This window comes from Blastococcus deserti, assembly GCF_042682525.1.
Lineage (GTDB): Bacteria > Actinomycetota > Actinomycetes > Mycobacteriales > Geodermatophilaceae > Blastococcus_B > Blastococcus_B deserti.
In genome coordinates this window covers 57,820-72,436 of the sequence record NZ_JBHUHP010000010.1, presented here as the reverse complement: position 1 = coordinate 72,436, position 14,617 = coordinate 57,820, and the positions used below count along the sequence as shown (strand labels likewise).

The window sequence follows — 14,617 nt, the reverse complement described above, 5'->3', positions numbered from 1 at the left end:
GTTCGCCCAATTCCGGAGGATCGATGTTCACCAGCCCCGACGAGGTCGCCGCCTACATCCGCGACAACGACGTCGAGTACGTCGACGTCCGCTTCTGCGACCTCCCCGGCGTCATGCAGCACTTCACCATCCCGGCGTCGACCTTCGGCGAGGACACGTTCTCCGAGGGCCTCGGCTTCGACGGCTCGTCGATCCGCGGCTTCCAGGCGATCAACGAGTCGGACATGCTGCTGCTGCCCGACGCCAACAGCGCCTTCCTCGACCCGTTCCGCCGGCACAAGACGCTGAACGTCAACTTCTTCATCCACGACCCGATCACGCGCGAGGCCTACAGCCGCGACCCGCGCAACGTGGCGAAGAAGGCGGAGGCGTACCTCGCCTCCAGCGGCATCGCCGACACCGCCTACTTCGGCGCCGAGGCGGAGTTCTACATCTTCGACTCGGTCCGCTACAACACCTCGATCAACGAGGGCTACTACCACATCGACTCCGCCGAGGGCGTCTGGAACTCCGGCTCCTCGACCGACCCCGACGGCGCCGCCAACCGCGGGTACAAGGCCCGGCTCAAGGGCGGCTACTTCCCCGTGGAGCCCTACGACCAGCAGAGCGATCTGCGCGCGACGATGATGACCAACCTGATCAGTGCCGGGCTCGAGCTCGAGCGCGGCCACCACGAGGTCGGCACCGGCGGCCAGGCGGAGATCAACTACAAGTTCGACACGCTGCTGCGGTCGGCGGACAGCCTCATGCTGTTCAAGTACATCGTGAAGAACACCGCCTGGGCCGCGGGCAAGAGCGTCACGTTCATGCCCAAGCCCCTCTTCGGTGACAACGGCTCCGGCATGCACTGCCACCAGAGCCTCTGGATGGACGGCGAGCCGCTCTTCCACGCCGAGACCGGCTACGCGGGCCTGTCCGACATGGCGCGGCACTACATCGGTGGCCTCCTCAAGCACGCGCCGTCGCTGCTGGCCTTCACCAACCCGACGGTGAACAGCTACCACCGCCTGGTCCCCGGCTACGAGGCGCCGATCAACCTCGTGTACTCGGCCCGCAACCGCTCGGCCTGCACCCGGATCCCGATCTCGGGCGACAACCCGAAGGCAAAGCGCATCGAGTTCCGCGTGCCCGACCCGTCGGCCAACCCCTACCTCGCCTTCTCGGCGATGCTGATGGCCGGCCTCGACGGCGTGAAGAACAAGATCGAGCCGCCCGCGCCGGTCGACAAGGACCTCTACGAGCTGCCGCCCGAGGAGGCCCTGGGCATCGAGAAGGTGCCCGCGTCGCTGGACGCCGTCCTCGACCGGCTCGAGGTCGACCACGAGTACCTGATCGACGGCGGCGTGTTCACGCCCGACCTGATCGAGACGTGGATCGAGTACAAGCGGGAGAACGAGATCGACCCGATCCGTCTCCGCCCGCACCCGCACGAGTTCGCGATGTACTACGACATCTGAGTCGAACGTCGCGCTGACCGACAGGTTCACCCGTCACGAGCGCCAGCAGTCCCCCACGGGTCCGCACGGGCCGCCGGTGCCGGCGGCCCGTGCGGGCCCGTCGCTGTCCGGCCGACGGTTCCCCGTAGGTGTCCGTCGTCGTCCTCCCGTTTCCGTGCCGGACTCGGTGCTGCGCGACTCTTCCGTCGAGGGGGTGCGAGGGAGCCACGCCAGGGCGGTGCCGCCCGTCGCCGAGCCGGACGCCCTTCCCACGCCGGGGGCGCCCGTGGGGGAAGGCTGCTGCACCGGAGCACGGAGGGAACCGGGTGCGCACCCGGATCGCCCCAGGTCTCAGGCGGCGGTCCGGATCCCGCCCGCGAGCAGCCCCAGCTGCCGAGCCCGGTGGAGGTCGTCGTCGACCAGGACGACGTCCCGGCCGGCCCGGTCGAGCAGCGAGGCGGCGATCGCCGCCCGGTAGCCGACCGCGCAGTGCACCCACACCGGTCGGCCCGCCGGGACCTCGTCCAGCCGGCCGGGCAGCTCGTGCAGCGGGAGATGCAGACTGCCCTCCAGGACCGCGGCCCGCCGCTCCTCGGCACGCCGGACGTCGAGGATCGCCGGCGCTCCTCCGGCCTCGATCACCCGGGCGAGGTCGGCGAAGCCCACCCGGGGAAAGCTGGCCAGCGCCTGGTCCGGCCCCCACCGCTCCGGCGTCCCGGCGGCCACGGCCGCGGGCCGGTCGATGCCGATCCGCGTCAGCTCCCGCTGCGCGGTCGCGACGTCCTCGGCCGTCCGCCCCAGCAGGGTCACCGGCGTGCCCCAGGGCAGAAGCCAACCGAGGTGCGTCAGGAAGGTGCCGTCCAAGCCGAAGTTCAGCGTCCCCGGGAGGTGCCCGGCCGCGAAGAGCCGGCGCTGGCGCAGGTCCACCACCCACTCCCCCGCGTCGATCCGCCGCCGGAGCTCCTCCGGCTCGGCCGGCTCCGGCAGGGTGAGGTCCACCGGCCCCGGTCCGGCCGCGTTCAACGGGGCCATGTGCGCGTAGTAGGCGGGGTAGGCCCCCAGCCCGGCGACGAGCTCGGCGACGTAGGTCTCCTCGTCGCGGGTCAGCACCGGGTTGCGGGCGGCCTCGCGGCCGAGGGTGGACGACGTTCCCGACGCCGGCGTCACCGAGCAGAAGCTGCCGAACCCGTGCGTGGGGAACAGCGGCGTCCCGGCGGGCAGCTCGGCCACCAGCCGGTGCGCCGAGGCGTACTGCCGCCGGGCCAGGCCGACGGTGTGCCGGTCGCCGAAGAGGTCCGGGCGGCCGGTGGTGCCGAAGAGCAGGCTCCCGCCGGTGAAGACCCCGACGACGCCGTCGTCGGCGTCCTCGAGCGCGTAGGACAGGTGGGTGAAGGTGTGCCCGGGGGTGTGCAGCACCCGCAGCCGGATCCGCCCGCTCTCGACGACGTCGCCGTCGCGGACCGGCGTCCGCTCGAACGCGACGTCGTCCTCGGCGCTGACCAGGTAGCGGGCCCCCACCCGACGGGCCAGCACGAGCCCGCCGGACAGGTAGTCGTTGTGCACGTGGGTCTCGGCGACGGTGGTGATCCGGACACCGTGCGACCCGGCCAGCTCCAGCACGCGGTCGACGTCGCGCTGGGGGTCGACGACGACGGCCACCTCACCGTCGGTGGCCAGGTAGCTGCGGTCGCCCAGGGAGGGCGTGTCCAGCGGAACGATCTCGATCATGGTGCGCTCCTCGTGCGGGCCCGCGGCCGCCGGGGTAGCCGGGCAGCCGCGGGCGTCGCCGTCAGCGGGGCTGCGGGACGATCCGCAGGTAGGGCTTCGGCGCGGCCCAGCCGTCGGGGAAGCGCCGGCGGGCCTCGTCGTCGTCGACCGCCGGGACGATGATCACGTCGTCGCCCTGCCGCCAGTTGGCCGGCGTGGAGACCCGATGGGCCGCCGTCAGCTGGAGGGAGTCGATGACCCGCAGGATCTCCTCGAAGTTGCGCCCGGTGCTCATCGGGTAGGTGAGCGTCAGCTTGATCTTCTTGTCCGGCCCGACGACGAACACCGACCGCACGGTGGCGGTGTCATCGGCGTTCGGGTGGACCATCCCGTACAGGTCGGCCACCTCGCGCTGCGGATCCGCCACGAGCGGGAAGTTGGGCGCGTAGCCCTGCGTCTCCTCGATGTCCCGGGCCCACCGCTCGTGGGCGTCGAGCGGGTCGACGCTCAGGCCGAGCACCTTGACCCCCCGCCGGTCGAACTCGGACCTGATCCGGGCCATCTCCCCCAGCTCGGTGGTGCACACCGGCGTGAAGTCGCGCGGGTGCGAGAACAAGACCCCCCACCCGCCGCCCAGCCATTCGTGGAACCGGATGGTCCCCTCCGTGGTCTCGGCGGTGAAGTCCGGCGCCTCGTCGCCGAGCCGCAGGGCCGGTGCCGCCGTTCCTGTCGTCATGTCGGCCTCCTCGATCGATGGGGCCGGGCTCCTCCCGGCGCCCGGTCCGACAGTGGCAACCGGTGGTTCCGGACCGGTGGATGTCCGGTTCCGCCCAGGTCGCCCCGGCCGGGTGTCCCGGTCGATGGCCGGGTGCATGGCCGGGTGGATGGCCGGGGCGGGGTCGACCGGACCGACGACCGTGGCGTGGCGACCGTCGCGATGCCGACCCGCCGGACGGGAGTGCGCACGGCGGTGCGCGTGGCGTTGCGCATCGTCGTCGCCTCCTGGGCGCCGGTCGCGCGAGGCGCGGCACCCAGGCCTCTCCCCGTGCCGGGCCGGCCGTGCCAGGCTGTGTTCCCGACCCGGTGAACGACCGGCTCCGCCCCGGCGGCGGGACCGGTCCGCCGACTCGTACCCGGGACGCGCCGTGACCGTGGAGCTCGGCATCCTCGGACCGCTGCAGGCGGTCCGCGACGGGGTGCCGCTGCGGCTCGGCGGCCCTCGGCAGCGGGCGGTCCTGGCCCGCCTGCTCGTCGAACCGCGGCGCGTCGTGCCGGTCGACGCGCTCGTCGAGGACGTCTGGGACGGCGCGCCGCCGGTGACGGCGGCCAAGGTCGTGCAGAAGTACGTGCACCAGCTGCGCCGGGTGCTCGGTCCGGCGGTGGTGCGGACGTCGCGGCGCGGTTACAGCCTCGACCTGCCCGACCACGCCGTCGACGCGCGCCGGTTCGAGGGGCTGCTCCGCGCGGGCGACCCCGTGGGGGCGCTGGCGCTGTGGCGAGGCCGACCGCTCGCCGACGTGCCCGACCTGCACTTCGCCGAGGTCGAGCGCGCCCGGCTGGCGGAGCTGCACACGGTGGCCCTCGAGCGGCGGTTCGAGGCCGAGCTCCGCGCCGGGCGCCACGAGATGGCCGTGCCGGCCCTCCGCCAGCTCGTGGAGGAGCATCCTCTCCGGGAGCGGCTGTGCGGGCTGCTGATGCTGGCCCTGTACCGGTCCGGCCGGCAGGTCGAGGCCCTGCAGGTCTTCGCGGCCCACCGGCATCGCCTGGTCGAGGAGACCGGGCTGGATCCTGCGGCCGAGCTCACCCGCCTCGAGGAGGCGATCCTGCGGCACGACCCCGGCCTCCACCTCGCCGCCTCGGGCGAGACGTTCGCCGAGGGCAACCTCCGGCCCCCCGTCTCCTCGTTCGTCGGTCGTGAGGACGAGCGCCGCCGAGTCCTGGAGGCGGTCCGCACGACGCGGCTGGTGACCCTGACCGGTCCGGGCGGCGTGGGCAAGTCACGACTGGCGGCGGAGGTGGGCGCCGCCGCGGCCGGCGACCATCCCGCGGGCGTGTGGTGGGTGGACCTGGCCGCGCTGGACCAGCCGCTCCTCGTCGTCCACCGGGTGGCCGCGACCCTCGCCGTCGGGGAGCAGCCGGGGCAGGACGACGAGGAGACGCTGCTGTCCGCACTGGAGCACCGCGGCCCCCTGCTCCTCGTACTGGACAACTGCGAGCACCTCCTGGCCGCCTGCGCGCGACTGGCCGACCGGATCATTCGGGGCTGCCCGCCGGTGCGGATCCTCGCGACCAGTCGCCGCCCGCTCGGGGTCGACGGGGAGTGCGTCGTCCCCCTCCCTCCGATGCCCGAGGACGACGCATGCCGCCTGTTCACCGATCGGGCCCGGCTGGCGGGGACGCCGGCGGAGGAGGCGGCCGGCCCGGCGGTGACCGGCATCGTCCGGTCGCTGGACGGCCTGCCGCTGGCCCTGGAGCTCGCTGCCGCCCAGCTGCGGGTGCTGGGCCCCGGCGGGCTCGCCGACCGCCTCGGGGAGCGGTTGCGCTTCACCAGCCGGCGCTTCGACGCACCGGCGCGGCAGCGGACGTTGGGCGACATGGTGGCCTGGAGCCACGACCTCCTGCCGGCACCGACGCGCAGGGTCTTCGCGCGGCTCGGTGTCTTCGCCGGCACCTTCGCACTCGACGCGGCGGCCGCGGTCTGCGGCGAGGACGTCCTTCCGCACGTCGCCGCGCTGGTGGAGCACTCCCTGCTGGCGCGCGAGGCCGCCGCACCGACCCGCTACCGGATGCTCGACACGCTGCGGCTGTTCGCCCTCGACCGGCTGGCCGCCGAAGGGGACGCCGAGCCGGCGCGCGGGGCCCACGCGCGGTTCTACCTGGAGCTAGCCGAGCGCGCCGGCGCCCGCTTGTGGGGCCCGGAGGAGCGTTCCTGGAGCGACCGGCTCGCCGCCGAGGAGCCGAACCTGCACGCCGCCCTCGGCTGGTCCGCGGAACGGGACCACGTCCAGGCCCTGCGCCTGGCCGTGGCCCTGTGGCCGTACTGGGACCTGACCTGGCGTGGCGGATACGCGCTCGCGTACTTCACCTCGGCCCTCGGGTCGGCGGACGACGTCGTCCCGTCCGAGGTGCGGGCATGGGCGCTGACCGCCATGGCCGACCTGGCCGCCGCCCCCGGAGAGGCTCGCGACGCCCAGCGGTGGGCCGGCGAGGCCGTCGCGCTGTTCCGCAGGCTGGGCGACCCGGCAGGTCTGGGCGCCGCACAGGTGGCCGTCGGGTCGGCGCTGGGCAACGAGGGCTCCCTGGATGCGGCGGAGGCCGCTCTCGACGAGGCGGCCGCGATCGCCCGGCAGTCGGGGGACCTGCGGCTCGCGGCCCGCTGCTGGCAGGGCCGGGCATTCGTGAGCGGACGGCGGGGACAGCACGCGCTCTCCGAACGCTTCGCCCGCGAGGAGCTCGCGGCGTGGACGGGCCTCGGCAGCCGCCGCGGGGAGGCGACGGCGTTGCGGCACATCGCGGCCGCCGTCCGCAACCTCGGCGATCTCGCGCAGGCCGACCACCTCTGCAACCGCGCCCTCGGGATCTGGCACGAGCTGGGCGACCCCGCGGCGGTCGCCCACGTCCGCAGCACGCTGGCGGACGTGGCCAGGCAGCGCGGCGACCTGGACCGGGCGACCGCGCTCTACGAGGAGGCCTTCGAGGAGCTGCGCCGGATCGGTGACCGCCGGTGCACCGCCTCCACCTACAAGAACCTCGGGGCCGTCGCCGCCGCGCGGGGCGAGTGGCCGCGCAGCACGGCCCTCCTGCTCCAGGCGGTACGGCTGCGCGTCGAGCTGGGCGACGCCGCCGGGCTGGCGGAGTGCTTCGACGGCATCGCCGCCGCGCTGGCCGGCACCGGGCGGTGGGCCGAGGCGGCGATCCTGCAGGGCGCGGCCGGGCGGCGGCGCGAGGCGAGCGGGTCGGTGCCCACCCCCGAGGAGGAACGGGACCGGCTCCGCGTCGCCGGCGTCGTCGAGGCCGCGCTGCCGCGAGGTCGGCGGACCGAGCTGCAGGATCAGGGGCGGCGCATGCAGCTCGACGAGGTGCTCGCCCTCGTCGTGGCGCTCGCCCCCGCGGGCTGACGAAGACCGCCCGGTCGTCCGGGCCGGCCGGTTGCTCCCCGGCCGCCGGGACGCGCGAGGACCGCCCCCCTGCTGCCCCTGCGGCACCCGGCCGGCGGGTCGGGCTGTCCGCCGGGGGGCGGCTCAGCGCAGCGCGACCTGCAGCGGCGCGGGCCACGGCGTCGACGGTGGCGTGCGACCTGGGTCGGCCGGGTCCGGTCTCCCCGATACGGTCAGGGCGACCCGTGCAGGAAGAGGTACCCATGACGCTCGTGACCGTGCTGGCCACCGGCGGAACGATCGCCAGCCGCGCCGACGGCCAGGGCGGGGCGACCGCGCGGGACGCCGGCGCCGACCTGGTGGCGCAGCTGTCCCTGCCGGCCGGTGTCGCGGTCCGCGTCGAGGACGTGTTGCGCGTGGGCAGCTTCCGCATGACGCTCGACCGGCTGCACACCCTGGCCCGGGCGGTCGCCGCCCAGCTGCGCGACCCCGAGCTGACCGGCGTCGTCGTGACCCACGGGACGGACACGGCCGAGGAGACGGCGTTCTTCCTCGACCTCTTCCACGACGACGCGCGTCCGATCGTCGTCACCGGGGCTCAGCGCGCCGCCGACGCCCGCGACAGCGACGGCCCGCGCAACCTCGGCGATGCCGTCGCCGTCGCCGCCGACCCGGCCGCGCGCTGCCTCGGCGTGCTCATCGGATTCGGCGGCCAGCTCTACCCGGCTCGTGGCACCCGCAAGACGCACACCCTGGCCACGGACACCTTCACCAATCCCTACGGCGGCGCGCTGGGCTGGGTGCACGGCGGCGAAGTCCGTGTCGTGACGCAGCCGCGCCGGACACCGGCTCTCGACCTGGACGCGTTCGATCCGACCGGCCTCCGTGTGGACGTGGTCGCCTGCCATCCGGACGCCGACGCGACCGCACCGCGCGCCTACGCCGCCGCCGGCGCCCGCGGCATCGTGCTCGAGGCGACTGGAGCGGGGAACGCCAATCCCGCCGTCTGCGCGGCGGTGGAGGAGCTGACGGCCGCCGGCGTCGTCGTCGTCACGTCGACGCGCGTGGCCGCCGGGCCCGTCGCCCCGGTCTACGGCGACGGCGGCGGCGCCGACCTGCTGCGTGCGGGAGCCGTCCCGAGCGGTCTCCTGCGCCCCTCGCAGGCGAGGATGCTCCTCGCCGCCCTGCTGGGCATCCACCGCGATCCGTCAACGGTCAGGCGCGCGTTCCGCGAGCTCGCCGACGGCTGACGACACGTCCCCGCCCGGGGACACCGGACGGAGGGCCGCACCGGGGACCTCGGCCGCCGCGGACGAGAACGGGTCAGGCGTGGTGCAGCTCGGCGAACGCCTCCGGCGGGAAGGTGCACGCGGTGTTGCCGACGGCCAGGCAGCGGTAGGTCGCGGTCGCCGCCTCCTCGAGGTTCAGCGCCCGGCGGTAGGCCATGCCGATGTCCGCGCCCAGGGTCGAGCACCCGTGGTGCGACAGCACGATGCAGTCGTGCTCGCGCGCCTGCTCGGCGGCACCGTCGGCCAGGTCGTCCGAGCCGTTCGGGTGGTAGGGCACGGTGCCGACCGAACGGACGTAGTACGCGTGGTCGAGCGTGATCAGCCGGATGCGGTGTCCCAGCGCGTCCACCAGGACGGCGTGCTGCGGATGCAGGTGGACGACCGCGTTGACGTCCGGGCGCACCCGGTAGGTGCGCTGGTGCAGCTTCCACTCGCTCGAAGGGCGGGACGCTCCCCCGGTGACCGCACCGCCGAGGTCCATGACGGTGAAGTCGTCCGGGGTCAGGCGATCCAGCCAGGTCCCGGCACCGGTCACCACGAACTCCGCGGCGCCGGGCAGCCGGGCCGACAGGTTGCCACCGCTGGCCAGGGCCAGTCCCCTGCTGACGGCCATTCGTCCCACCTCGGCCAGCTGGGCGACCAGGTCGTCGCGGGTCTCGGGTGTCCTCACGGCCGCTCCTCCGGGTCCACGGTCACGACAGGCGCACGAGCGCGTCCAGGGCGACGTCCATCCCCCGCTCCACCCCTGCGGCCACGACGTCCCGGTGCGGGTCGTACCCTGTGGTGCCCACCAGCTCGTCGGCCGCCACCCCGTCGATGACCAGCACCCCGCCCGTGGTGAGACCGCGCAGCGAGCCGTGCACCAGCAGCGCCGAGAGCTCCATCTCGATGGCGAGCACCCCCGCCGCCACGTACGCCGGCATGGGCACGGGCAGCAACCCGGGGTAGAAGGCGGCCCGGGTCCAGACCAGCCCACGGTGGTGCGGGGCCTGGCGATCGCGTGCTGCTGCGGCCAGCGCCAGGACGAGCTCGGGGCTCGCGGTGGCGGGATACTCCGGCGGCACGAGCTGCTGCGTCACGCCGTCGTCGCGGACACAGGCCTCGGCGATGACCAGGTCGCCGTCCCGGACGCCCGGCTGCATCGCGCCGGCCGTGCCCAGCCGGAGCATCGTGTCGACGCCCGCCTCGGTGAGCTCTTGGAAGAGGCAGATCGCCCCCGGGCCACCCACCCCGTGGGAGGACACCACGACCTCCGTCCCGTCCCACGATCCCCGGAAGGTCCGGTATTCCCGCGCGTGCGCCACCTCCACCGCACCGGTCAGCCGCTTCGCCATCCGCTCGGCGCGGAAGGGATCACCGACGACGACGGCACGCGGCGGCAGGCCGGTCCGCGGAATGCGCGTGACCGGCAACAGGTCGCTCACGCCCTCTCCCCGGCGTAGTAGGACTCCAGGTCCTGCGGGGAGAACCGTCCCCGGTCGGTGACGATGGTCCGGACGTAGCGGGGCGGGGTGATGTCGAACGCCGGATAGATGCCGGTCACCCGGTGCGAGGCGGTCCGGCGGCCGAGGGTGTGCAGCACCTCGTCGCCGTCCCGGTCCTCGAGCTCGACGGCGTCGGCGCTGGGTGCCTGCCGGTCGGGTGCCTGCACCAGCGCCACGTAGGGCACGTCGAAGGCGTGCGCGGAGATGGCGATCTGCAACGTGCCGACCTTGTTGACCACGTGCCCGTCCATGGTGATGCGGTCGGCCGCTGTGACGAACCGGGTGATCTGACCCCGGCTCATCAGGTGCGCCGCCATCCCGTCGGTGATGAGGCGGGTGGGCACGCCCATCTCGGCCAGGCTCTCCGACGTGAGGCGGGCGCCCTGCAGATAGGGCCGGGTCTCGGTGCAGATCGCCTCCACGCGCTTGCCCGAGCGCAGTACCGCGGCGAGGGTCTCGGTGATGTAGGACTCCGCCCAGCAGTGGGTCAGCACCGTGGCGCCGTCCGGGATCAGCACCGCGGCATGCTCGCCCATCACCCGGCTCCGGGAGAGGTACCGCTCGCCGGCGGCCACCGCCGCCCGCTCGACGGCCTCGGCGAGCGGCTCGCCCGTGTCCAGCGCCGTCCCGGTCACCTCGAGGAGCTGGGCGACGACGTCGCGGATCTGGTTGTTCGTCTTCCGGGTGTCCACCAGCCGGCGGCCGGCGGCGGCCATGAACTCCCGCCGCTCGTCGGCGCCCGCCAGCCGGTCGGCGTCGCGTGCCGCGAGGGTCATCCCGCCGGCTGCGGCGAACAGCGGTCCGCTGCTCTGGGTGACCATGTCCTCGATCGCCTTGGCGACCTCCTCGTGGTTGCGGCAGGTCACCCAGGTCTTCTCGAACGGGAAGACCCGGCGGTCGAGGATGCGCACCGCGTCCGGCTCGATCAGCACGTTCTGGCTGATGATCGTCGGGACGGGCACGTCGACGGGGTCGGTCACGGCAGTGGCTCCGGAGGTGGGTCGGTCGGGGACATGGGCGGGGCCACGGTCACTCCCGCGACACGTGGCCGGCCGCGGCCGGGTTCGCCACCGGCGGCCGGTCGTCCGGCGGCGGTTCGGTGGGGGCCCGCCTGAGGGCGCGCCGGCTGCGGACGCTGGCCACGACCAGCGCCACCAGGGTCAGCACGTACGGGGTCGCCGAGGCCAGCTGGCTGGGCAGCCCGACGCCCTGCAACCGGAAGCCGAACGCCTCCGCCGTCGCGAACAGCAGCGCAGCCAGCAGCACGCCGAACGGTGCCGCCTGGGCGAGCAGCACCGCCACGACGGCGACCCAGCCGCGCCCGGCGGTCATGTTGTGCGAGAACAGGACCACGTTGCCCAGCGAGAGCTGTGCCCCGGCGAGCCCGCACAGCACGCCGCTGGCCAGGACGGCGCCGTAGCGGTATTTCGCGGTGTCGACGCCCAGACTGCGAGCGGCCTCGGGCGCCTCGCCGACGCCCTGGAGCCGAAAGCCCCAGACGTGCCGCCGGAGGAAGACGGCCAGGACCGGCACGAGCAGCCAGGCGGCATAGGTCAGCGGCGTCTGCCCCAGGACCGTCGACAGCCCCGGCAGGTCCGGGTCGGTGAAGGTGCCCTGCGTGCCGAAGACGGTCCGCAGGAGGAAGGCGGTCAGCCCCACGGCGAGCAGGTTCAGCGCGATCCCGACGATGATCTCGTCGCCGCCGTAGCGCACCGAGGCGATGGCGAGCAGAGCAGCCATCCCGGCGCCGGCCAGCGAGCCGGCGAGCACGCCGACCCAGGCCGAGCCGGTGAACCAGCTCCCGGCCACCGCGGCGAAGGCGCCGACGAGCATGAAGCCCTCGAGGCCGACGTTGAAGACGCCGGCCTTGGCGCAGATCGCCCCGCCGAGGGCGGCGAGCAGCACCGGGGTGAGCGCCCGGAGGACCGACGGGATCAGCGAGGCGTCCAGCAGATCGGCGAGGACGCTCATGCCTTGTCCTTCCGAGGCCGCCGGGCGGTGGCGGCCACCGTCGCCGCGAGGATCACGATGACCGTGGCCTGCAGGATGGAGCTCAGCTCCCGCGGCACCTCGGTCTCCCGTTCCATGCCGAACCCACCCACCTGCAGCGCGGCGAAGAAGATCCCGGCCGCGACGGCGCCAAGCGGGTGCGCGCGGGCCAGCAGGGCCGCCAGCAGTCCGGTCCACGTGTAGCCGGGGACCACCAGGGCGCCGTCGATGTACCGATAGGGCACCGAGGTGACCACCATCGCGCCGATCAGCCCCGCGATCCCCCCACCGGTGAACATCAGCCGGGTGACCATGCGGGGCACCGCGACGCCGGCGTACTCGGTGAACCGCCGGTTCTGCCCGGTCAGCCGGACCTCGTAGCCGAAGGGCGTCCGCGAGTCGACCTGCCAGATCAGCACGACGACCAGCACCAGGACGAGGACGCTCAGCCCGACCCCGGAGAACACCGGCATCCGGTAGGCCTCGTCGAACACCCGGCTCTGCGGAAGGCCCGTGCCAGGGTCACGCAGTGGGAACCGCACGACGTACGAGGCGAGGGCCACGACCGGATAGGAGATCAGCAGCGAGCTCACCAGCAGGGGCACGCCGAGCCGGTTCTCGAGGACGGCGGGGACCGTGCCCAGCAGGCCGCCCGCGAGCGCCCCGGCCGCCAGCGCCACGACGAGGGACAGGGGCATCGCCAGCTCGACCGTGGCGGCGACCACCGCGGCGGTGATCCCGCCGAGGACGATCTGCCCCTCGCCACCGAGGTTGACCACCCCCGCGCGCAGGGGGACGGCGACGGCGAGCGCCATGCCCACCACCGGGACGGCGACGATCAGGGTGTTGCGCCACTGCGTCGGGCCGAAGGCGCCGGTGATCATGGCCGCGTAGGCCTCGATCGGGTTGCCGCCGGCACCCAGCAGCATGACCGAGCCGAGCACCAGCGCGCCCAGCACCGAGAGCACGATCGGCGACCGCAGCAGCCCGCGGGCCCGCGCGGCCGGGGTCGCGGTGGCGGACGCGTCCTGCGTCGCCGTCATGATGCGGTGTCCCGGGCCGTCGCCGTCGCCGCGAGGCCGGCCATGGCCAGGCCCACGTTCTCCTCCGTGGCCTCCCCGCGGGCGAGGTCGGCCACGACGCGCCCGCCGAACATGACCAGCAGCCGGTCGGCCAGCGCCATCAGTTCACCGAGCTCCGCCGAGGCCAGGAGCACGGCGTGCCCGGCGTCGCGGTAGCCACGCAGCCGGGCGTGGATGTTCTCGATGGCGCCGATGTCGACCCCACGGGTGGGCTGGTCGACGAGGAGTACCGGGGCGTCGTGCGCCATCTCCCGGCCGACGACGAGCTTCTGCAGGTTCCCCCCGGACAGGGTGCCGGCCGGCACGGAGGGGCTGCTCACCTTGATGTCGAAGTGCTCGATGATCTGGCGGGCGTGCGACCGCATCGCCCCGCCGTCCAGCCGCCAGCCGCGGCGCAGCGGTGGCCGCCGGTGGAAGCCGATGGCGAGATTGTCGGTGACCGAGGCGGCGACGGCCGAGCCCGTGGCCGCTCGGTCCTCCGGGACGTAGGCGACGCCGGCCTCCCGGCGGCGGCCGGCGGAGAGACCGTCGAGGCGGTGGTCGCCGATCCGGACCGATCCCGATCGGGCGGCACGCAGGCCGGCGATCGCCTCCAGGAGTTCCACCTGGCCGTTGCCCGCGACGCCCGCGATGCCGACGATCTCGCCGGCGCGCACCGACAGGGAGACGCCGTCCACGACCGGGCGCCCGGTGGGTGGCCCGACGGTGAGGCCCTCGACGTGCAGTGCCGGTCGGCCGGGCGCACCCGCCACGTAGTGGCCCTCGAGGTCGACGGCACGGCCGGTCATGTGCCGGGCGATCTCGGCCCCGTCGGTCTCCGCGGTCACCAGCCGGGCCACGGTGCGCCCGTCCCGGAGCACCGTGACCTTGTCGCTGAGCTCGAGCACCTCGCCGAGCTTGTGGGTGACGATGACGACCGTCCGCCCCGCCTCCCGCAGTCCCCGCAGCACGTCGAAGAGCAGGCGGGTCTCCTGCGGCGTCAGCACCGCTGTCGGCTCGTCGAGGATGAGCACCTGCGCCTCGCGGTGCAGCGCCTTGAGGATCTCCACGCGCTGCAGGACGCCGACCGACAGGTTGCGGACGCGCGCCCGGGGATCGACGCGCAGGCCGTACCGCTCCGACAGTTCCTGCACCGCGCGCACCGCGGCGCGGCGGTCGAGCAGGCCGGCCGTCCCGCGGGTCTCGGCCCGGTAGACGACGTTCTCGGCCACGGTCATCGACGGGAACAGCCGGAACGCCTGGTGGACCATGCCCATCCCGGCCGCGACGGCGTCGACCGGTGACCGGAACGTGACCGGCCGGCCCTCGACCCGGATCTCGCCGCTGTCGGGTGCGATCAGTCCGTAGAGCACCGACATCAGGGTGGACTTGCCGGCCCCGTTCTCCCCCACGAGCGCGTGGATCTCACCCGCCGCGAGCTCCAGATCGGCGGAGTCGTTGGCGACGACGTCGCCGAACCGCTTGACGATCCCGGTCATCCGGACGCGGGGTGGGCCCGCCGGTTGCCGGGCGGGGCCGGCGGCCGTGTCGGGC

The 14,617-nt window shown here is 74.2% G+C and carries 11 protein-coding genes; 3 read left to right on the top strand and 8 right to left on the bottom strand.

What is annotated here, in order from left to right; translation table 11 throughout:
• Nucleotides 1–23 precede the first annotated feature (23 nt).
• Nucleotides 24–1,457: a type I glutamate--ammonia ligase gene (gene glnA / locus ACFSHS_RS11175; protein ID WP_376875421.1), complete on the top strand. Its 1,434-nt coding sequence runs from the start codon at nucleotides 24–26 to the stop codon at nucleotides 1,455–1,457.
• A gap of 330 nt (nucleotides 1,458–1,787) precedes the next feature.
• Here the strand turns inward: glnA and ACFSHS_RS11170 are convergent, their stop codons facing one another.
• Nucleotides 1,788–3,164, bottom strand: a complete 1,377-nt coding sequence (locus ACFSHS_RS11170) for an MBL fold metallo-hydrolase (protein ID WP_376875418.1) — start codon at nucleotides 3,162–3,164, stop codon at nucleotides 1,788–1,790.
• 61 nt (nucleotides 3,165–3,225) lie between these two features.
• Entirely contained in the window at nucleotides 3,226–3,879 is a 654-nt protein-coding gene (locus tag ACFSHS_RS11165; RefSeq protein ID WP_376875415.1) for a peroxiredoxin, read from the bottom strand.
• A gap of 409 nt (nucleotides 3,880–4,288) precedes the next feature.
• Between ACFSHS_RS11165 and ACFSHS_RS11160 the strand changes: the two genes are divergently transcribed.
• Together ACFSHS_RS11160 and ACFSHS_RS11155 are read left to right on the top strand one after the other, a co-directional pair.
• Nucleotides 4,289–7,261 (top strand): BTAD domain-containing putative transcriptional regulator, encoded by a 2,973-nt coding sequence (locus ACFSHS_RS11160; protein WP_376875412.1) that lies wholly within the window; start codon nucleotides 4,289–4,291, stop codon nucleotides 7,259–7,261.
• A gap of 242 nt (nucleotides 7,262–7,503) precedes the next feature.
• Nucleotides 7,504–8,490 (top strand): asparaginase, encoded by a 987-nt coding sequence (locus ACFSHS_RS11155; protein WP_376875409.1) that lies wholly within the window; start codon nucleotides 7,504–7,506, stop codon nucleotides 8,488–8,490.
• Between the two features lie 73 nt (nucleotides 8,491–8,563).
• Here the strand turns inward: ACFSHS_RS11155 and ACFSHS_RS11150 are convergent, their stop codons facing one another.
• Genes ACFSHS_RS11150 through ACFSHS_RS11125 form a run of 6 tightly spaced genes read right to left on the bottom strand, consistent with a single transcriptional unit; the run spans nucleotide 8,564 to nucleotide 14,562 of the window.
• Complete coding sequence (locus tag ACFSHS_RS11150) at nucleotides 8,564–9,199, bottom strand: class II aldolase/adducin family protein (RefSeq protein WP_376875406.1); 636 nt, start codon at nucleotides 9,197–9,199, stop codon at nucleotides 8,564–8,566.
• A 22-nt stretch (nucleotides 9,200–9,221) separates the two neighbouring features.
• On the bottom strand, nucleotides 9,222–9,953 hold the full coding sequence (locus ACFSHS_RS11145; RefSeq protein WP_376875403.1) for a nucleoside phosphorylase: 732 nt from the start codon (nucleotides 9,951–9,953) through the stop codon (nucleotides 9,222–9,224).
• Nucleotides 9,950–10,993 (bottom strand): s-methyl-5-thioribose-1-phosphate isomerase, encoded by a 1,044-nt coding sequence (locus tag ACFSHS_RS11140; RefSeq protein WP_376875400.1) that lies wholly within the window; start codon nucleotides 10,991–10,993, stop codon nucleotides 9,950–9,952. Before ACFSHS_RS11140 ends, ACFSHS_RS11145 begins: the two co-directional genes overlap by 4 nt.
• A 49-nt stretch (nucleotides 10,994–11,042) precedes the next feature.
• Nucleotides 11,043–11,984: an ABC transporter permease gene (locus ACFSHS_RS11135; RefSeq protein ID WP_376875397.1), complete on the bottom strand. Its 942-nt coding sequence runs from the start codon at nucleotides 11,982–11,984 to the stop codon at nucleotides 11,043–11,045.
• Complete coding sequence (locus ACFSHS_RS11130) at nucleotides 11,981–13,045, bottom strand: ABC transporter permease (protein WP_376875394.1); 1,065 nt, start codon at nucleotides 13,043–13,045, stop codon at nucleotides 11,981–11,983. Before ACFSHS_RS11130 ends, ACFSHS_RS11135 begins: the two co-directional genes overlap by 4 nt.
• Complete coding sequence (locus ACFSHS_RS11125; protein ID WP_376875391.1) at nucleotides 13,042–14,562, bottom strand: ABC transporter ATP-binding protein; 1,521 nt, start codon at nucleotides 14,560–14,562, stop codon at nucleotides 13,042–13,044. The genes ACFSHS_RS11130 and ACFSHS_RS11125 overlap by 4 nt, the downstream gene beginning before the upstream one ends.
• Between the last annotated feature and the right edge of the window lie 55 nt (nucleotides 14,563–14,617).